Origin of the sequence: Massilia sp. UYP32 (genome assembly GCF_050434365.1) — a bacterium.
Classification (GTDB): domain Bacteria; phylum Pseudomonadota; class Gammaproteobacteria; order Burkholderiales; family Burkholderiaceae_D; genus Telluria; species Telluria timonae.
Genome location: NZ_JBNDIK010000011.1, coordinates 124,060 through 141,413 on the forward strand (window position 1 = coordinate 124,060; position 17,354 = coordinate 141,413).

The following is a 17,354-nucleotide window of genomic DNA, read 5'->3' on the forward strand; positions in this document are numbered from 1 at the left end:
TCCTATTCAAATGATTTATGCGTCGGCGCGCGGGGTCGAGCCCAGGCGTTCGCTCAGTTGCTCAATAAAGGCATGGATCAGCTTGACCATGTCCTGCGCCGCGACGGCGGCGTACTTCAGGGTCTGCTCGTGCGACAGCGCGAACGGCGACAGGCCTTCGGCCAGGTTGGTGATGGCCGAGACGGCGGCGACCTTCAGGCCGCAGTGGCGCGCGGCGATCACTTCCGGGATCAGCGACATGCCCACCACGTCGGCGCCCAGCGTCTTGAAGGCGCGGATTTCGGCGACGGTCTCGAAGTGCGGGCCGGCGGCGGCCAGGTACACGCCTTCGTGCAGGGTGATGCCCTTCTCGGCCGCGACAAGCTTGACCTGCTCGCGGATCTCCGCGTCATAGGCGTTGGACATGCTGAAGAAGCGCGGGCCGAAGCGCTCGTCGTTCGGGCCGGCCATCGGGCTGCCCGGCAGGAAGTTGATATGGTCGGTGATCGCGACCAGGCTGCCGGCGTCGGCTTCGACGCGCAGCGAACCGGCGGCATTGGTGACGAACAGCAGTTCGCAGCCGATTTCCTTGAGCGTGCGGATGGCCGAGGTCATCACGCCCGGACCGTAGCCTTCATAGAAGTGGCCGCGGCCCTTCATGCAGGCGACCGGGACGCCGGCCAGGGTACCCAGCACCAGTTCGCCGGCGTGGCCATGCACGGTGGAGATCGGGAAGCCCGGCAGGTCGGCATAGCTGATCGACACCGCGTCGACCAGCTGTTCGGCCAGCACGCCCAGTCCGGAACCGAGGATCAGCGCCACACGCGGGGCGAAACCCGGCTTGCGGGCGCGGATGATGTCGGCGGCTTCGAATGGGGTATTGCTGGACATGATATTCCTTGTTGAAAACTGGGTGATGTGGGATCGCGGATGAGAGAGGCAGCTGCCCAGCGCACACGAGTGCGGCGCATTTGGACAACTAGATATTATAACTATGCATGATTGGCGATATGTATGGCAAATACACTTTTTCTTCCCGATTTATATCTTTTATAGATAAATTATGCGAAGCGAGAGAGAGGTGCTTACACTGGGGGAAAGATTCGTTGACATGCTCCAAACAATTGTCTAGCATGATAAAACAATTGTCCTGGGCGCCTGACGGCGCATTTGAACGCGATGCCGAAAAAAGAACAGTTATACGAGCTGATCCGTTCTAACCCCTTCATCTCGCAACAAGACCTGGCCGGCCATCTCGGCCTGTCGCGCTCCGCGGTCGCCAACTACATCGCCACCCTGGTGCGCGAGCGCCGCATCCTCGGTCGCGCCTACGTGCTGCCCGACCATCGTCCGATACTGTGCGTCGGCGCGGCCAACCTCGACCGCAAGCTACGCACCATCGGCAAGCTGACCGTGAATACCTCGAACCCGGCGCGCCAGACCGAATCCTTCGGCGGCGTCGCGCGCAACATCGCCGAGAACCTGGCGCGCCTGGGCGCCCCCACGGCGCTGGTCACGGCGGTCGGCGGCGATTCGTCCGGCCGCGCCCTGCTCTCCTACGCCGACGAAGCCGGCATCGACACCCGCGGCGCGCTGCGCGTGGACGGCGCCGCCAGCGGCACCTATACCGCGGTGCTCGACGAGGACGGCGACATGCGCGTGGCGCTGGCCGACATGGAGATCAACGAGTCGCTCACGCCCGATTTCCTCGCCACCCGCGAACAGCAGCGCGCCGGCGCCGCCCTGATCGTCGCCGACCTGAACCTGCCGCGCGAGACGGTCGCCACGCTGCTGGAGGGCAGCCGGCGCGACGGTGTGCCAATGGTGATCGTCGCCGTCTCGGAACCGAAGATCGACCGCCTGCCGCGCGACCTGACCGGCCTGCGCCTGTTGATCCTGAACGTGGGCGAGCTGGCGGCCCGCGCCGGCCGCCCGCTGGCGACCGCTGCCGACATCGCCGCGGCCTGCGCCGAACTGCGGCGCGACGGCGTCCGGGACGTGATCGTCACGCGCGGCGCGCAAGGCGCCATGTTCACGACCGCGACCGGCATCGCGGCGCTCGAAGGCCAGCCTGTCGACGCGCCAGCCGTGGTCGACGTCACCGGCGCCGGCGACGCCTTCGGCGCCGCCGTCTGCTGGAGCCTGTACAACGGCCAGCCCGAGCTGGACCTGGAAACGGCCTGCCGCCGCGGCCAGCTGCTCGCCGCCATGACCATCGCCTGCGCGCAGACCGTCTGCCCGCAACTGGCGCCGGGGCTGTTCGACGCCCCGGTCCAGGACCTCGTTACCGACTGAATAAAGACCCGACCATGCAATCCTTCCTCCTGTTTTCGCCCGAAGTGGCGGCCGCCCGCGCCGCCGGCAAGCCGATCGTCGCCCTCGAATCGACCATCATCTCGCACGGCATGCCCTACCCGCAGAACGTGCACACCGCGCGCGAAGTCGAGCAGGTCATCCGCGACGCCGGCGCCGTGCCGGCCACCATCGCCATCATTGGCGGCAAGATCTGCGTCGGCCTGTCGGAAGACCAGCTCGAGACGCTGGGCTCCTCGCCCGACGCCATCAAGGTCAGCCGCCGCGACCTGCCATACGTGCTGGCGCAGGCCCGGCTGGGCGCGACCACCGTCGCCGCCACCATGATCTGCGCCGAACTGGCCGGCATCGAAGTCTTCGTCACCGGCGGCATCGGCGGCGTGCACCGCGGCGCCGAGACGAGCTTCGACATCTCGGCCGACCTGCAGGAGCTCGCCCAGACCAGCGTGGCCGTGGTGTGCGCCGGCGTGAAGTCGATCCTCGACATCGGCCTGACGCTCGAATACCTCGAGACCCACGGCGTGCCGGTGCTGGCCGTCGGCCAGCCGGGCTTCCCCGCCTTCTTCACGCGCGACAGCGGCTTCAAGGCCGACTTCCAGCTCGACTCGCCCGAGGAACAGGCCGCCTTCATCCGCACCAAGTGGCAGCTCGGCCTGAAGGGCGGCGTGGTGGTCAGCAACCCGGTGCCGGCGGAGTCGGCGATGGCGCCCGACGAGATCGACGCCATCATCCACCAGGCCCTGGGCGAAGCGCAGCAGCAGGCGGTGACCGGCAAGCAGGTCACGCCCTTCCTGCTGGCCCGCATCAAGGAGCTGACGGGCGGGCGCAGCCTGGCCACCAATATCGCGCTGGTCAAGCACAACGCCCTGGTCGGCGCGCGCCTGGCCGTGGCGCTGCACCACAAGGCTGCCTGATGAAAACGAAGAGCGGCGCGCCATGTCGATCGACCTGAAACAGCTCAAATACTTCCTGGCGGTGGCCGAAGAAAAAAGCTTCAGCCGCGCCGCCGAGCGCCTGCACATCTCGCAGCCGCCGCTGTCGCAGCAGATCATGAAGCTCGAGAGCGAGCTGGGGGTGAAGCTGTTCACCCGCACCACGCGCAGCTTCGAGCTGACCGTGGCCGGCCGCGCGCTGATGGTCGAGGCGGCCGAGCTGCTCGGCAAGATGCGCATGACGATCGACACGATCCGCCAGATCGACCGCGGCGAGGTCGGACGGCTACGGGTCGGCATCGTCGGCTCGGCGATGTGGGGCCCGATCCCCGGCCTGCTGGAGCAGTTCCAGAGCCAGTTTCCGCGCGTGAGCTGGACCATCCACGAGCTGGGCCCGAACGACCAGTGGGAAGCGCTGCGCAGCAAGCAGATCGACGTCGGCTTCTGGCGCGAGCCGCGCATCGAGCAGGACGTGCTCAAGCAGGCCAACCTGCGCCAGGAACTCTGTTTCAGGGAGCAGTTCTGCGTGGCGGTCAATGCCCGCCATCCGCTGGCCGCGCGCGACGCCATCGCCCTGCCCGAGATCGCGGGCGAACCCATGCTGACCCTGCACCTGGACCAGTCGGCCGAGCCGCGCTACCTGCTCCAGTGCTGCGTGAACGCCGGGTTCCAGCCGACCATCTTCCAGGAGGCGGCCGAGCCGCAGACCCTGCTGGCCATGGTCGGCGCCGGCCTCGGCGTGGCGCTGATGCCCGAAACCACCAGCCGCATCGGCTGGCCGGGCGTGCGCTTCCTGCCGATCCACGCCCACGCGCCATCGGCCAACCTGTACATCAGCTACCCGGCCCAGGACGATGCGCCGGTGGTGCGCGCCTTCCTCAAGATCCTGTTTCCCGAAGAACAGCCGGCCTGACGACTTCCGGTTATCTTTTTCTGCTCGGCCCGCCATGTGCGGGCCGAACCGTTTTTGTACCGCCTTCCCATAAGTCCTAGCGTAAATTGCGCATTTTTTGCGCAAGAAACCCCCGCACGATTGAGTTCAATTAACTATTTCTCAACTTTGTCTCCGGTATGATGGTTATCAAGTTCATCAATTTCTACAGGATTCCGTATGACTACAGCGACGCGGCGGTACGATGGGATCGGCGTGGAAACGGGCGACGACGCCGCCTTCGATGACATCGCATCGCTGCGCCGGGCGGTGGACGAACGCATCGACCAGCTGCTCTCCGGCAGCCCCCACGACCAGCTCACCAGGGCCATGCGCTCGTCCGCGCTCAGCGCCGGCAAGCGCATGCGTCCCCTGCTCCTGATGCTGGTCGCGCGCGACCTCGGCTGCAATTCGCCGGCCCTGATCGACGTCGCCTGCGCGGTCGAGCTCGTGCACGCGGCCTCGCTGATCCTCGACGACCTGCCCTGCATGGACGACGCCAGCTTGCGCCGCGGCAAGCCCGCGATCCACATCCAGTATGGCGAAGACGTCGCCATCCTCGCTTCGGTGGCCTTGCTCAGCCGCGCCTTCGGCGTGCTGTCGCAGGCCCAGGACATCGCCCCCGCCACCCGCGCGCGCCTGGTCGCGACGCTGGCGCAGACGGTCGGCGACCAGGGCCTGGTGCGCGGCCAGTTCGAAGACCTGCACGGCGGCACGCGTTCGCCCGAGGCGATCGCCACCACCAACGAACTCAAGACCGGCTTGCTGCTCGGCGTCGCGGTCGACATGGCCTGCATCGTCTGCCATGCCGACGAGCAGGTCGCGCAGCAGTTGCGCGCCTTCGCGCTGGCGGCTGGCCAGGCCTTCCAGATCAAGGATGACTTCCTCGACGGCGCCGGCAACGACAGCGCCGTCACGGGCAAGGACACCGGCAAGGACGTCGGCAAGGCCACCCTGATCAACACGCTGGGCCGCGACGAAGCGCAGCGCCGCCTGGCGGCCTGCCTGGTCGAAGCCGACCGCTGCCTCAGCGCCGCCGTCGGCGCCCACGGCCGCACGCGCCGCTTCGTGTCCGGCCTGTTCGCGAAAGAAGGCAAGGGAAAGCGCTTCGCCCCCGAGCTGGCCAAGGCGCGCGAGCTGCGTGCGGGCGCCCAACTGGCCGAGCTGCGCCTCTCCTGAAGCCGGCGGTCCGCATGGCGCATTTCGCGGTGGTGGCCCCGGCGCTCTACAGCCACTTCAATACGCTGACGGTGCTCGCGCGCGAACTGCTCGCGCGCGGGCACCGCGTCACCTTCGTGCACCGGCCGGATGCCGCCGCCTACGTGAAGGACGAACGCATCGGCTTCCATGCCGTCGGTCTCGACACCCACCCGGCCGGCTCGCTGCCGGCGATGCTGGCGCGGGTGGCCAATCCCGGCTCGCCGCTGGGCCTGCGCCGCGTGATCCTCGACATGGCGGCCAGCACCACGATGCTGTGCCGCGAACTGCCGGACGCGCTGCGCCGGCTGCAGGTGGACTTTCTCATTGCCGACCAGATGGAGGCGGCCGGCGGCCTGGTGGCCGAGGGCATCGGCATGCCCTTCGTCTCGGTCGCCTGCGCCTTGCCGGTCAACCGCGAGCCGGGCATTCCGCTGCCCGTCATGCCCTTCATGTATGAAGACAGCGAGCGCGCCTTCAAGATCGTCGAAGGCAGCACCATGGTCTACGACTGGATGATGCGGCCGCACGAGCGCGCCATCTCCGCCGCAGCCCGGCAACTCGGATTGGGTCCACGCGGAAAACTGCACGACTGCCTGTCGCCGCTGGCCCAGGTCGGCCAGGTCGTGCCGGGCTTCGATTTTCCACGGCGCGCGCTGCCGCCGCATTTTCATCACGTCGGCCCGCTGCACAGCGGGGCCGCGGTATCGGCCCAGACGCCGGCCGAACTGGCGGCGCTGCTGCCGTCCGCATCGAGCACGCGCCCCTTCGTCTATGCCTCGCTCGGCACCCTGGTCAGCCAGCGCTTCGGCCTGTTCAAGCGCATCGCGCAAGCCTGCGCGCGCCAGGACGCGCAACTGCTGGTCGCCCACTGCGGCGGCCTGGATGACGGGCAGGTAAGCGCGCTCGAACGCATCGGCGACACCCGCGTCCACGCTTTCGTGCCCCAGCTGGCCGTGCTGGCGCGCGCCGACGCCGTCATCTCGCATGCCGGCGCCAACACCGTGATGGAAGCCGTCGCCACCCGCACGCCGATCCTGGCGCTGCCGATCGCCTTCGACCATCCGGGCGCCGCCGCCCGCGTGGAATACGCCGGCGTCGGCCTGCGCGCCTCGCCGCGCTTCGCGACGGTGGCCGAACTGTCGCGCAAACTGCGCCGCCTGCTCGACGAGCCAGGCTTCCGGCAACGCATGGAACCGCTGGCCGACCAGATCCGCCAGGCCGGCGGCGCGCCGCGCGCGGCCGACGTCATCGAGGCCGCGCTCGGCCTGCAACCCGCGACCCGAGGCCTGGCCAGCCATGGATGAACGCGGCAAGCCCGACTACGACCTGATCCTGGCCGGCGGCGGCCTGGCCAACAGCTTGACCGCGTGGCGCCTGCGCAGCGCGCGCCCCGAACTGCGCATCCTGCTGCTCGAACAGGGCAAGCGCCTGGGCGGCAACCATACCTGGTCGTTCCACGACAGCGATCTCGATGCCGCGCAACTGCGCTGGATCGCGCCGCTGGTCACCCACCGCTGGCCGCGCTACGACGTGGTGTTTCCCGATCTGGCCCGCACACTGGCGGGGGGCTATGCCAGCATCGCCTCGCACGACCTGGCCCAGGTCGTCGCACCGGCACTTGGCGCGGCGCTGCGCACCGGCGTCTGGATCGACGAGGTGACGCCGACCACGGTGCGGCTGGCCGATGGCGAAACCCTGCACGCGCGCGCCGTCATCGACGGCCGCGGCATGCGCCCCAGCAGCCATCTCGCGCTCGGCTACCAGACCTTCCTCGGCCAGGAACTGCGGCTCGACGCCGCCCATGGCTTGACGGCGCCGGTGATCATGGACGCCAGCGTGGCCCAGCAAGGCGGCTACCGCTTCGTCTACCTGCTGCCTTTCGGGCCCGACCGGGTGCTGGTCGAGGACACGCACTACGTCGACAGCGCCGCCTGGGACCCGGAGCGGCTGCGCGCCAACATCGCCGCCTATGTGGGGGCGCGCGGCTGGCGCGTGCGCGACATGCTGCGCGAAGAACAGGGTTCGCTGCCGATCGTGCTGGCCGGCGACTTCGACCGCTTCTGGGACGAGCTTCACGGCCAGCCCAGCGTCGGCCTGCGCGCCGGCCTGTTCCACCCGACCACCGGCTACTCGCTGCCGCACGCAGTGCGGCTGGCCGAGCGCATTGCCGCGCTGCCGGACCTGTCGGCCCCGACGCTGTTCGCCGCCATCCGCACGCTGGCGCGGCACGCCTGGGACGAACAGCGCTTCTTCCGCATGCTCAACCGCATGCTGTTTTTGGCCGGCAGCCCGGATCACCGCTGGCGCGTGATGCAGCGTTTCTATGGCCTGCCCGCGCCCTTGATCGCCCGCTTCTATGCCGGCCATCCGACCCTGGGCGACAAGGCACGCCTGCTGACCGGCAAACCACCGGTGCCCGTCATGGAAGCCTTTCACGCCGTGCGCAAGACCCACCCCTATCAGATCAGGACCGCAGAATGAACCAGATGAATTTCAAGCCGAGACTCGAGCCAAAGCGCGCCGTCGTGATCGGCGCCGGATTCGGCGGCCTGGCGCTGGCCATCCGCCTGCAGGCCGCCGGCATGCAAACGACCCTGCTCGAACAGCGCGACAAGCCGGGCGGCCGCGCCTACGTCTACGAGGACCAGGGCTTCGTGTTCGACGCCGGCCCGACCGTCATCACCGATCCGTCGGCGATCGAAGAACTGTTCACCCTGTGCGGCAAGCGGATGGGCGACTACGTCGAGATGCTGCCGGTCACGCCCTTCTACCGCCTGTGCTGGGAAGACGGCAGCCACTTCGACTACGCCAACGACCAGGAGGCGCTGGACCGCCAGATCCATGCGCGCAACCCGCAAGACGTCGCCGGCTACCGGCGCTTTTTGGCGTATTCGAAGGCGGTGTTCGACGAGGGTTACCTGAAGCTGGGCGCGGTGCCGTTTCTCTCTTTCCGCGACATGATCCAGGCCGGCCCGCAGCTGGCGCGGCTGGAGGCGTGGAAGAGCGTGTACGGCATGGTGTCGCGCTTCGTGAAGGACGAGCAGCTGCGCCAGGCGTTTTCCTTCCATTCGCTGCTGGTGGGCGGCAACCCGTTCGCCACCTCGTCGATCTACACCCTTATTCATGCGCTCGAACGACGCTGGGGCGTGTGGTTCCCGCGCGGCGGCACCGGCGCGCTCGTGAAAGGCCTGGTGCGGCTGTTCGAGGACATGGGCGGCAAGCTGGAACTGAACGCATCGGTGGCGCGCATCGAGACCGCCGGCAATCTCGCCAGCGGCGTGCGGCTGGAAGACGGCCGCTGGTTCATGGCCGACGCCGTGGCGTCGAACGCCGACGTGGTGCACACTTATGCCGACCTGCTGAAGAACCATGGCCGCGGCAGCAGCCACGGCGAGGCGCTCAAGAAGAAACGCTTCAGCAATTCGCTGTTCGTGCTGTACTTCGGCCTGGACAAACACCATGAGCAGCTGCAGCACCACACGGTGTGCTTCGGCCCGCGCTACCGCGAGCTGATCAAGGACATCTTCCACGGCCAGCAACTGGCCGACGACTTCTCGCTCTACCTGCACGCGCCCTGCGTCACCGATCCCTCGCTCGCGCCGCCCGGCTGCGGCAGCCACTACGTGCTGGCGCCGGTGCCGCACCTGGGCAACGCGCCGATCGACTGGGAGACCGAAGGCCCGCGCTACCGCGACCGTATCTTCGACTATCTCGAGCGGCGCTACATGCCGGGCCTGCGCAGCCAGCTGGTGACGAGCCGCATCTTCACGCCGCACGATTTCCGCGACCAACTCAACGCCCACCTGGGTTCGGCCTTCTCGCTGGAGCCGATCCTCACGCAAAGCGCCTGGTTCCGCCCGCACAACCGCGACGCCGAGCTGCCCAACCTGTACCTGGTCGGCGCCGGCACCCATCCCGGCGCCGGCGTGCCGGGCGTGATCGGCTCGGCCAAGGCGACCGCCGGCCTGATGCTGGAAGGCGTGCATGCCGGGGTGCACTCATGAGCGCCTACGCCGGCACCAAGCTGATGGAACACGCGACCCAGACCATCGCGGTCGGGTCCAAGAGCTTCGCGGCGGCCGCCAGGCTGTTCCCGCCCGCCACCCGGCGCAGCGTGCTGATGCTGTACGCCTGGTGCCGCCATTGCGACGACGTGGTCGACGGCCAGGAACTGGGCTTCGCCGCCGCCGCGCCGAGCGCCTATGGCGCCAATTTCGAGCTCGACCGCCTGTACGACGACACCCGGCGCGCCTATTCGGGCGAACCGATGCGCACCCCGGCCTTCGCCGCCTTCCAGGAAGTGGCGCTGGGCCACGCGATCGCGCCGCGCTATGCCTTCGACCACCTGGCCGGCTTCGCGATGGACGTCAACGAGGCGCGCTACCGCACCATCGACGACACCATGCGCTACTGCTACCACGTGGCCGGCGTGGTGGGCCTGATGATGGCCTCGATCATGGGCGCCCGCGACGAGCTGGTACTGGACCGCGCCTGCGACCTGGGGCTGGCCTTCCAGCTGACGAACATCGCGCGCGACATCATCGACGATGCGAAGATCGGGCGCTGCTACGTGCCGTCCGAATGGCTGCTGGAGGCCGGCATACAGCCCGACCACGTGGCCCTGCCGCGCCATCGCGCGGCGCTGGCGACCGTCGCCGCGCGCCTGGTCGACCATGCCGAGCCGTATTACGCGTCCGCCACGCTCGGCATCGCCGCCCTGCCCCTGCGTTCGGCCTGGGCGATCGCCACCGCGCGCAATGTCTATCGGCAGATCGGGATCGAAGTCAAGCGGCGCGGCGCGCACGCCTGGGACGAACGGGTGGGCACCTCGAAGGCGGCCAAGCTGCGCCTGCTGGCCCTGGGCGGCGCCCAGGCGCTGGCCTCGCGCCTCAGCCCTGCTCGGGCAGCGAGGGCGCCGCGGCGGCGCGATCTGTGGCTGCGTCCTGGGCGCGCGGGCGGCGCACCTGGCCCTGCCGCGCCTGCAGCTGACGTTTAAGCCGGGCGACCGGCGGCGCGTACAGGAAGCCGAAGGACACGGCGCCCTCTTTACCTTCCACCGCATGGTGCATGCGGTGGGCCTGGTACAGGCGCTTGAGGTAGCCGCTCCGGGGGACGTAGCGGAATGGCCAGCGCTGGTGCACCAGGCCGTCGTGGGCGATGAAGTACAAGGCGCCGTAGGCGGTCATGCCGGCGCCGATCCATTCGAGGGGGTGGTAGCCGCGCGTGCCGAACCAGATCAGGGCGATGGCGACCCCGGCGAACACCACGGCGTACAGGTCGTTCTTTTCGAACCAGCCGGTGCGCGGCTCGTGGTGCGAGCGGTGCCAGCCCCACCCGAAGCCGTGCATCACGTACTTGTGCGCGACGATGGAAAACACTTCCATGAACGCGATGGTGGCCAGGACGATGAGCGCGTTGGAAAGCATAATGAGGGCTGCCGGAGCGGGTTGACGGGATATCAACAGCCTATCATGGCGGCCCGCGCGCACGGTTGCGCGGCGCTGCCGCAGACCGGTCAAACACGGTCAAACACGATTCACACTTAACCTTATGGAGTTTTCATGCAGTCGATCTTTCGCACCCTGGGTCTTTCCCTCCTGCTGGCGTCAGGCGTGGGCGCCGCCGGTCTTGCTTCGGCCGCGGCGATCGAGGTCAGGGTCCAGGGCGTCACCACTGCCAAGGGCACGGTGCGGGTCGCGATCTGCGACAAGGCGACCTTCCTGAAGGATTGCCCGTATGCGGCGTCGGCCGCGGCGCGCGTGGGCGAGACCGTGGTCACCGTCGACGACCTGCCGCCCGGCACCTGGGCCGTGCTGTCGTTCCAGGACGAGAACGACAACGGCAAGCTCGATCGCAATGCGCTGGGCATCCCGAAGGAGCGCTATGCCTTCAGCCGCGATGCGCGCGGGCGCTTCGGGCCGCCGAGCTTCGAGGATGCAGCCTTCGTGCTGCGTGACGAGAAGGCGGTCAGCTATATCAAATTGCGTTGATCGGCTTCAGTCCCGCAGCGGCGGCGTCGCAAGCCGCCATGCTGAGCTGGACGGCCACATTCGGCTGCTCGCTGTCGAGGCACGGATGTTGCGGCGACTTTCCGGATTGCTGAACGATTCTTCCGTGGCCGCCGGTAGCGTGATTCCAGACTGGATGTCATCCGCAACCGGACGCGGCGCCTGACCCGCTCTGTGTGCGACGGATTCTTCGGCACGCGATTTCCAGCTCGGCGCTTCCCGTGCCCGGAGGGTGACCGATGCAGGTCTTGCTGCGCACGTGCTTGCGCTGGCCGCTATGGGCGCTGCTTTGTCCACAGTAGCTGCCTTCCCTCTGCTTTCTTGATGTAATGAATATTTGGTCCGGCATCGTTTCTCGCTTGCACACGTAGTGAGATGATTTTATTCACTAAGTGCTCGACAATAGTGCCAGCGCAAAGACTGTTCGCTTGTCAGACTTCTCGTACTCTCGGCAAGGGCAGACCGCCACGCTCAGGCTCGATACTCGGTCGTGATCAGGAACACCCCGAAGCAGAAGACCGCCGCCGCAAGCAGCATCGGGATCGATGATAGTATCTTCGCGCCCATACTCGTGCGCGTCCGGCCATCGTGACGCCGCCGGTAGCCCTGGTAGCCATAGTAGAACGCCAGCGGCGGCAGGACGAAGACCGGAATGAGCAGCCAGGCCGTCAATACGGTGAGAGCGGTCAGTGCGAGCGACTTGAGCATGAGGGCCGGCCAGTAGGGAAGTTCAGTGCGTGGCGCCGCCCGTTTCGCGCACGTCGGCCTCGATGCTCACGGTCACCTCCACCGCCAGCTTGATGCCGGCGATGATGTCGTCCAGCGCCATCGACGGCGGCGCATCCGACCGCGCCGCGGCCTGCTCCGGCAGGAAAGGCACGTGGATGAAACCGGCCTTCATTGGCTGCGGCTGGCGCGCCGCATGGTGCATCAATCCATAGAACACATGGTTGCACACGAAGGTGCCGGCGGTCTGCGACACGCCGGCCACCAACCCCTTCTCGCGCAGCGCGCGCACGATGGCCTTGATCGGCAAGGTCGAGAAATAGGCGGCGGGACCGTCGGCCGCGATCGCCGCATCCACCGGCTGCTGGCCGCCGTTGTCGAGGATCGCCGCATCGTCGACGTTGATCGCCACGCGCTCGACCGAGATGTCGGGCCGTCCGCCGGCCTGGCCGACGGCGATCGCGACATCCGGATGCAGCTCGTCGACCATCGCCACCAGGTCTTCGATCGCCTGCCCGAACACGCAGGGCAACTGGCGCACCTCGACCCGGAAGCGATGTTCCCCCACCTCGCCTTCCCAGCCTTCGAGCGCGCGCACCGCTTCCCAGGCCGGGTTGATGCTGGCGCCATTGAACGGCTCGAAGCCGGTAAGCAGTACGGTCTTGATCATCGTGGCCTCACAGGTTCATCAAAAAATACAGCAGGAAGATATTCGCTATCAGGATCGGCAGCGCGCTCGGTATCTGGGCGCGGATCACCGCGTTCTTGTCGGGCAGGTCGAGCAGCGCCGCCGGCACGATATTGAAGTTGGCCGCCATCGGCGTCATCAGGGTGCCGCAATAGGCGCTGAACATGCCGATCGCCGCCATCACGGCCGGATTGGCGCCATACACGCCGATCAGCACCGGAATGCCGACGCCGCCCGCCATCACCGGGAAGGCGGCGAAGCCGTTGCCCATCACGATGGTGAACAGCGCCATGCCGATACAGTACACCGCCACCGCGACGAATGCCGAATCCATGCCGATATAGGTGGTCGTCAGGTGCGCCACCGCCTTGCCGACGCCGGCTTCCGAGAACAGCAGCCCCAGCACCGCCAGGATGTGCGGCAGCACCACCGCCCAGCTCATGGCGTCGACCAGGCGCCGCGCCTCGCGCACGCCCTGCAGCGGCGTCGCGCGCGTCAGCCAGCAGGCGGCAGCCAGGGCCACGACCGCGCCGCAGCCCATGCTGACCAGGGTCAGGTGGGCCGGGTCGAGCATGGGCAGGCCGCCAATGTGAACGTCCTTGAGCACGGTGGCGCCGATCACGGTCACCAGCGGCAGCAGCAAGGCCGGGATGAAGATGCGGTTGCCGAGCCGCGCGGCGCTGGCGCGGCGCGCCTCCGGCTCCAGCGCCTTCGGCGCGCCGGCCTTGACGCCGCCAAAGCCGGCCAGCAGCGCCATGCCTATCATCAGGGCGCCGACCGCCGCCGGCGGCATGCGCTCGCCGGCCAGGTACAGCAGGGCATACAGGCCCCAGAACAACGCGGTGGTATGGCGGCGCGGATTGCTGCGGTCCACCAGGTTCATGATGGCGACACTGGCGAGCAGGAGGCCGACCAGGATGTAGAAATGGTCGATGGTGAGGGTCATGCCGCCTCCTTCGCCGCCGACACGTCACGCCCGACCTCGCGCCTGATCTCGGCATCGAGCCGGCGCAGGTTCCAGGCATGGATCACGAAGGCGGTGATCGCGGTCGGGATGCCCCACAGCGCGATGTGCAGCGGATTGACCTCGATGCCCTCGGCCTGCAGGATCGTGTGCATCAGGACGATGGCGCCGAAGGCGACGAAGATGTCTTCGCCGAAGAACAGGCCGATATTGTCGGTGGCGGCCGACATGGCGCGGATGCGATGGCGCACGCGTGCGGGCAGGCTGCCGTGCTGCGCTTCCGCGGCCGCCTCGGCCATCGGCGCGACCAGTGGCCGCACCATCGTCGGATGGCCGCCCAGGCTGGTCAGCCCCATCGCGGCGGTGCTCTCGCGCGCGAACAGGTAGACGATCAACAGGCGGCCGGCGGTGGCAGAGCGCACCTTCGCGATCACCGATTGCGCCTGTTCGCGCAGGCCGAAGCGCTCCAGCAGACCGATCGCGGCCAGCGGCAGCAACAGGATCAACGGCAGGTTGCGCGTCTTGACGAAGGCGGCGCCGAGCGACTCGAGCAGGGCCATGACGGGCATGGCGGCCGCGACGCCCGTCACGCCGCAGGCGGCGACGGCGACCAGCACCGGATTGGCGCGCAGCAAAAAGCCGGCGACGACGACGACCACGCCGAGCAGTGGCCACAGATTGACAGCAGATTGCATGGATTCCCCGGCAATGTTCGACAAGCCGAGGATGTTACCCGATCTTGTGTGTTAATTCGGCAAGAACTCAGGCGGCGATTCAGGCAGGCCGTACGGGATTGCCCGCCAGGTCACCGACCACCGTATTCCACTGGCGCACGTGGAAGGCGCGCACCAGGCCATGGGTGACGTAGGGGTCGCGCGCCGCGAACAGCTGGACCGGTTCGGCCGTCTCGCAATCGAAGACCAGCACCGCGTGATCGGCCGGTTCGGCCAGCGCGCCGGCCAGCACCAGTTCACCGCGTTCCTGCGCTTCCCAGGCCAGCTTCAGGTGTTCGTCGCGAAATTCGCCGCGGCGTTCGAGGTAGTCGGGGGCGAGGTCATAGGTGAGCAGGTAATGCACGGCGTCTCCAGGATGGCATTGGATGAATGTGAATGCACATCGTAACCGCAATCGCCCGATGGCGGCACCAGCACGACGGCAGCGCTCGATGTTGGTTTAAAACAACTTCTTGACCCGTTTCGCATGGCCCGCCCGACAGTGAGAGGCATCACACAAAACAAAACTCAGCGGCTGGCGTAGACTGTCAGTCATGGATATGTCGAAGAAAATGGCGGCGGGGATCACGGGCTTTGCCAGCATGCTGTGGCTGGGGCTGACGGCGGCCGTCGCCGCCAACCAGCGCCGCCTGGTCTTCAATCCGACGCTCGAGCGCGAGGTGAAAAGCCCGCGCAGCAGCGGCCACCGCACCCGTCCCGTGGTCTTGCGCGCCAACGACGGCACCCGCCTCTCGGGCTGGCTGATGACCCCGACCATTCCCGGTCCGCGCCCGGCGGTGCTGTATTTCGGCGGCCGTTCCGAAGAAGTGTCCTGGGTCGTGCGCGATGCGGGCAAGCTGTTCCCCAACATGACCGTGCTGGCGATGAACTACCGCGGTTATGGCGAATCGCAGGGCGTGCCGGCCGAGATCCACATGATCGAAGACGGCTGCCTGCTGTACGACTGGCTCGCCACGCGCGGCCAGGTCGATCCGCACCGCATCGCCGTGGTCGGCCGCAGCCTGGGTTCGGGCGTCGCGGTGCAGGTCGCCAAGGAGCGGCCCGCCCATTCCGTGGTCCTGATCACGCCCTACGATTCGATCCTGGCGATCGCCAAGCGACGCTTCCGCGTGATGCCGATCGAGTACATGCTGCAGCACCGCTTCGAGTCGATCAAGTACGCGCCCTCGCTCAAGGCGCCGACCTATGTGCTGCGCGCAGCCAGCGACGACGTGGTGCCGCACACGCATACCGACCTGCTGGTGGCCAAGCTGGGCCAGCTGGTGGCGGACGACATCGTGCCCGACTCCGACCACATGAACATCCCCTACCTGGCATCGACCCAGGACATGATCGCGGGCTTTCTCACGCGCCAGTTCAGCCAGCCGGTGACGCCGGCCGCCGCGGCGGCCGTTGCCGACGCGGTCGCCACCGCCGAACCACCCGCCGAGGCGGTGCCGACGCCCGCCGATTTCGTCCTCGCGACAAAATAATTGCTGAAAGTTGTCAGCAGTTATATTTCCAACGAATAAATTGGCAAGTAAAATCGTATTTGTCATCAACTTGCAGGTTGATGCATATTTGACAGCTTGCGCTGAAATGGCGTGAGTTTGCTCATGATTTGCTCACTTCAGCCAGATCGACCCTCCCAGCCTGTTGTGGCCGTGCTACACGTATGCCCTTCTGCTGAGAAAATAGTCGCCAGATACAAACCGTAACTTCCTGCGGATCGCCGGACTGACACAATCGCACAGCGCGAAGTGCCGTCCCCGCCATGTCGCTCGAGGTCGCAATTGCGCAGCCCTTACCATCGGCCACCATGCCGCGGGTACAATATCGCTATTCCAGGAGCCCATTGATGAAATTTAAGCAACTCAGCATGACCATCGCGGCGCTGTGCGTCGCAGGCAGTGCATTGGCCGCGCCGGCAGCAGGTCCGATCGCGCAGCCGAAGCTCGGCATGGTCTACGATGCGGGCGGCAAATTCGACAAATCGTTCAACCAGTCGGCCTTCGAAGGCCTGCAGCGCTTCTCGAAGGAGACCGGCGTCAAGGTGTTCGAAGTCCAGGCCAATAGCGATACCCAGGCCGAGCAGGTCATGCGCGGCCTGGCGCGCAAGAAGGTCGACATGATCGCCGCCATCGGTTTCTCGCAAACCCAGGCCGTCCAGAAGGTCGCCCGTGAATTCCCGAACGTGCGCTTCGTGCTGATCGACAGCGTCGCGCAAGGCCCGAACATCGAATCGGTGATGTTCAAGGAACAGGAAGGCTCCTACCTGGTCGGCGTGGCCGCCGCCATGGCCTCCAAGTCCAAGAAGCTCGGCTTCGTGGGCGGCATGGACATCCCGCTGATCCGCGCCTTCGCCTGCGGCTACGGCCAGGGCGCCAAGGCCCAGGCGCCGAAGATCGAGATCGTCCAGAACATGGTCGGCACCACCGCCGCCGCCTGGAACGACCCGGCCAAGGGCGGCGAGCTGGCGCGCGCGCAGTTCGCGCGCGGCGTCGACGTCGTGTTCGCGGTGGCCGGCGGCAGCGGCATGGGCACGCTGCAGGCCGCCAAGGAACGCGGCAAGCTGGCGATCGGCGTCGACTCGAACCAGAACTACATGCATCCGGGCACCATGCTGACCTCGATGGTCAAGCGCGTCGACGTGGCCGTGTACGACTCCTTCATGGCCGTCAAGAACGGCAGCTGGAAGGCTGGCGTGCACTACAAGGGCCTGAAGGAAGGCGGCGTGGACTGGGTGCTGGACAAGGACAACCGCAAGGTAGTCACGCCCGAGATCGAAAAGCGCGTCAACGCCGTGCGCACCGACATCATCAACGGCAAGATCAAGGTCATCGATTACCGCGCAGGCAGCAGCTGCCCGGTCTGATCTTTTCATTCCCATTCAAAGCGCG

18 protein-coding genes are annotated in these 17,354 nt (G+C 67.2%); 11 read left to right on the top strand and 7 right to left on the bottom strand.

The window, feature by feature from the left end; translation table 11 throughout:
- Window positions 1–15 precede the first annotated feature (15 nt).
- On the bottom strand, window positions 16–870 hold the full coding sequence (gene xapA / locus ABIB42_RS10695; RefSeq protein ID WP_219862766.1) for a xanthosine phosphorylase: 855 nt from the start codon (window positions 868–870) through the stop codon (window positions 16–18).
- A gap of 288 nt (window positions 871–1,158) precedes the next feature.
- On the opposite strand from xapA, the gene ABIB42_RS10700 reads away from it, so the two are divergent.
- The 8 genes from ABIB42_RS10700 to crtB all read left to right on the top strand — a co-directional run bounded on the left by ABIB42_RS10700 (window position 1,159) and on the right by crtB (window position 10,351).
- A complete protein-coding gene (locus tag ABIB42_RS10700; protein ID WP_429248307.1) occupies window positions 1,159–2,274 on the top strand; it encodes a carbohydrate kinase in 1,116 nt (371 codons plus the stop codon).
- Between the two features lie 14 nt (window positions 2,275–2,288).
- Window positions 2,289–3,206 (top strand): pseudouridine-5'-phosphate glycosidase, encoded by a 918-nt coding sequence (locus ABIB42_RS10705; protein WP_005668365.1) that lies wholly within the window; start codon window positions 2,289–2,291, stop codon window positions 3,204–3,206.
- Window positions 3,207–3,228: 22 nt separating this feature from the next.
- A complete protein-coding gene (locus ABIB42_RS10710; RefSeq protein WP_071360246.1) occupies window positions 3,229–4,137 on the top strand; it encodes a LysR family transcriptional regulator in 909 nt (302 codons plus the stop codon).
- Between the two features lie 198 nt (window positions 4,138–4,335).
- Window positions 4,336–5,334, top strand: a complete 999-nt coding sequence (locus tag ABIB42_RS10715) for a polyprenyl synthetase family protein (RefSeq protein ID WP_312486912.1) — start codon at window positions 4,336–4,338, stop codon at window positions 5,332–5,334.
- Between the two features lie 14 nt (window positions 5,335–5,348).
- A complete protein-coding gene (locus tag ABIB42_RS10720; RefSeq protein ID WP_429248308.1) occupies window positions 5,349–6,659 on the top strand; it encodes a glycosyltransferase in 1,311 nt (436 codons plus the stop codon).
- Window positions 6,652–7,836, top strand: a complete 1,185-nt coding sequence (gene crtY, locus ABIB42_RS10725; protein ID WP_429248309.1) for a lycopene beta-cyclase CrtY — start codon at window positions 6,652–6,654, stop codon at window positions 7,834–7,836. Before ABIB42_RS10720 ends, crtY begins: the two co-directional genes overlap by 8 nt.
- A complete protein-coding gene (locus tag ABIB42_RS10730; protein WP_005668357.1) occupies window positions 7,833–9,359 on the top strand; it encodes a phytoene desaturase in 1,527 nt (508 codons plus the stop codon). Before crtY ends, ABIB42_RS10730 begins: the two co-directional genes overlap by 4 nt.
- Window positions 9,356–10,351, top strand: a complete 996-nt coding sequence (gene crtB / locus ABIB42_RS10735) for a 15-cis-phytoene synthase CrtB (protein ID WP_005668355.1) — start codon at window positions 9,356–9,358, stop codon at window positions 10,349–10,351. Before ABIB42_RS10730 ends, crtB begins: the two co-directional genes overlap by 4 nt.
- On the opposite strand, the gene ABIB42_RS10740 is transcribed toward crtB, so the two are convergent.
- Window positions 10,245–10,781: a sterol desaturase family protein gene (locus ABIB42_RS10740; protein WP_005668353.1), complete on the bottom strand. Its 537-nt coding sequence runs from the start codon at window positions 10,779–10,781 to the stop codon at window positions 10,245–10,247. The two genes, crtB and ABIB42_RS10740, sit on opposite strands and share 107 nt — an antisense overlap.
- 135 nt (window positions 10,782–10,916) lie before the next feature.
- On the opposite strand from ABIB42_RS10740, the gene ABIB42_RS10745 reads away from it, so the two are divergent.
- Window positions 10,917–11,345 (top strand): DUF2141 domain-containing protein, encoded by a 429-nt coding sequence (locus tag ABIB42_RS10745; protein WP_005668352.1) that lies wholly within the window; start codon window positions 10,917–10,919, stop codon window positions 11,343–11,345.
- Between the two features lie 489 nt (window positions 11,346–11,834).
- Here the strand turns inward: ABIB42_RS10745 and ABIB42_RS10750 are convergent, their stop codons facing one another.
- The 5 genes from ABIB42_RS10750 to ABIB42_RS10770 form a co-directional block, all read right to left on the bottom strand.
- Complete coding sequence (locus ABIB42_RS10750) at window positions 11,835–12,071, bottom strand: hypothetical protein (protein WP_005668350.1); 237 nt, start codon at window positions 12,069–12,071, stop codon at window positions 11,835–11,837.
- A 22-nt stretch (window positions 12,072–12,093) separates the two neighbouring features.
- Window positions 12,094–12,759: a pyroglutamyl-peptidase I gene (pcp, locus tag ABIB42_RS10755; RefSeq protein WP_005668348.1), complete on the bottom strand. Its 666-nt coding sequence runs from the start codon at window positions 12,757–12,759 to the stop codon at window positions 12,094–12,096.
- Window positions 12,760–12,766: 7 nt separating this feature from the next.
- Window positions 12,767–13,723 carry a DUF979 domain-containing protein gene (locus ABIB42_RS10760; protein ID WP_005668346.1) on the bottom strand — a complete coding sequence of 319 codons (957 nt, stop codon included), beginning with the start codon at window positions 13,721–13,723 and terminating at the stop codon, window positions 12,767–12,769.
- Window positions 13,720–14,436, bottom strand: coding sequence for a DUF969 domain-containing protein (locus ABIB42_RS10765; protein ID WP_005668345.1), 717 nt, complete (start codon window positions 14,434–14,436; stop codon window positions 13,720–13,722). Before ABIB42_RS10765 ends, ABIB42_RS10760 begins: the two co-directional genes overlap by 4 nt.
- 79 nt (window positions 14,437–14,515) lie before the next feature.
- Window positions 14,516–14,818, bottom strand: coding sequence for a YciI-like protein (locus tag ABIB42_RS10770; protein ID WP_005668343.1), 303 nt, complete (start codon window positions 14,816–14,818; stop codon window positions 14,516–14,518).
- Window positions 14,819–15,008: 190 nt separating this feature from the next.
- On the opposite strand from ABIB42_RS10770, the gene ABIB42_RS10775 reads away from it, so the two are divergent.
- Together ABIB42_RS10775 and ABIB42_RS10780 are read left to right on the top strand one after the other, a co-directional pair.
- Window positions 15,009–15,947, top strand: coding sequence for an alpha/beta hydrolase (locus ABIB42_RS10775; protein WP_005668341.1), 939 nt, complete (start codon window positions 15,009–15,011; stop codon window positions 15,945–15,947).
- 365 nt (window positions 15,948–16,312) lie between these two features.
- Window positions 16,313–17,329: a BMP family lipoprotein gene (locus ABIB42_RS10780; RefSeq protein ID WP_071360257.1), complete on the top strand. Its 1,017-nt coding sequence runs from the start codon at window positions 16,313–16,315 to the stop codon at window positions 17,327–17,329.
- Window positions 17,330–17,354: the final 25 nt, after the last annotated feature.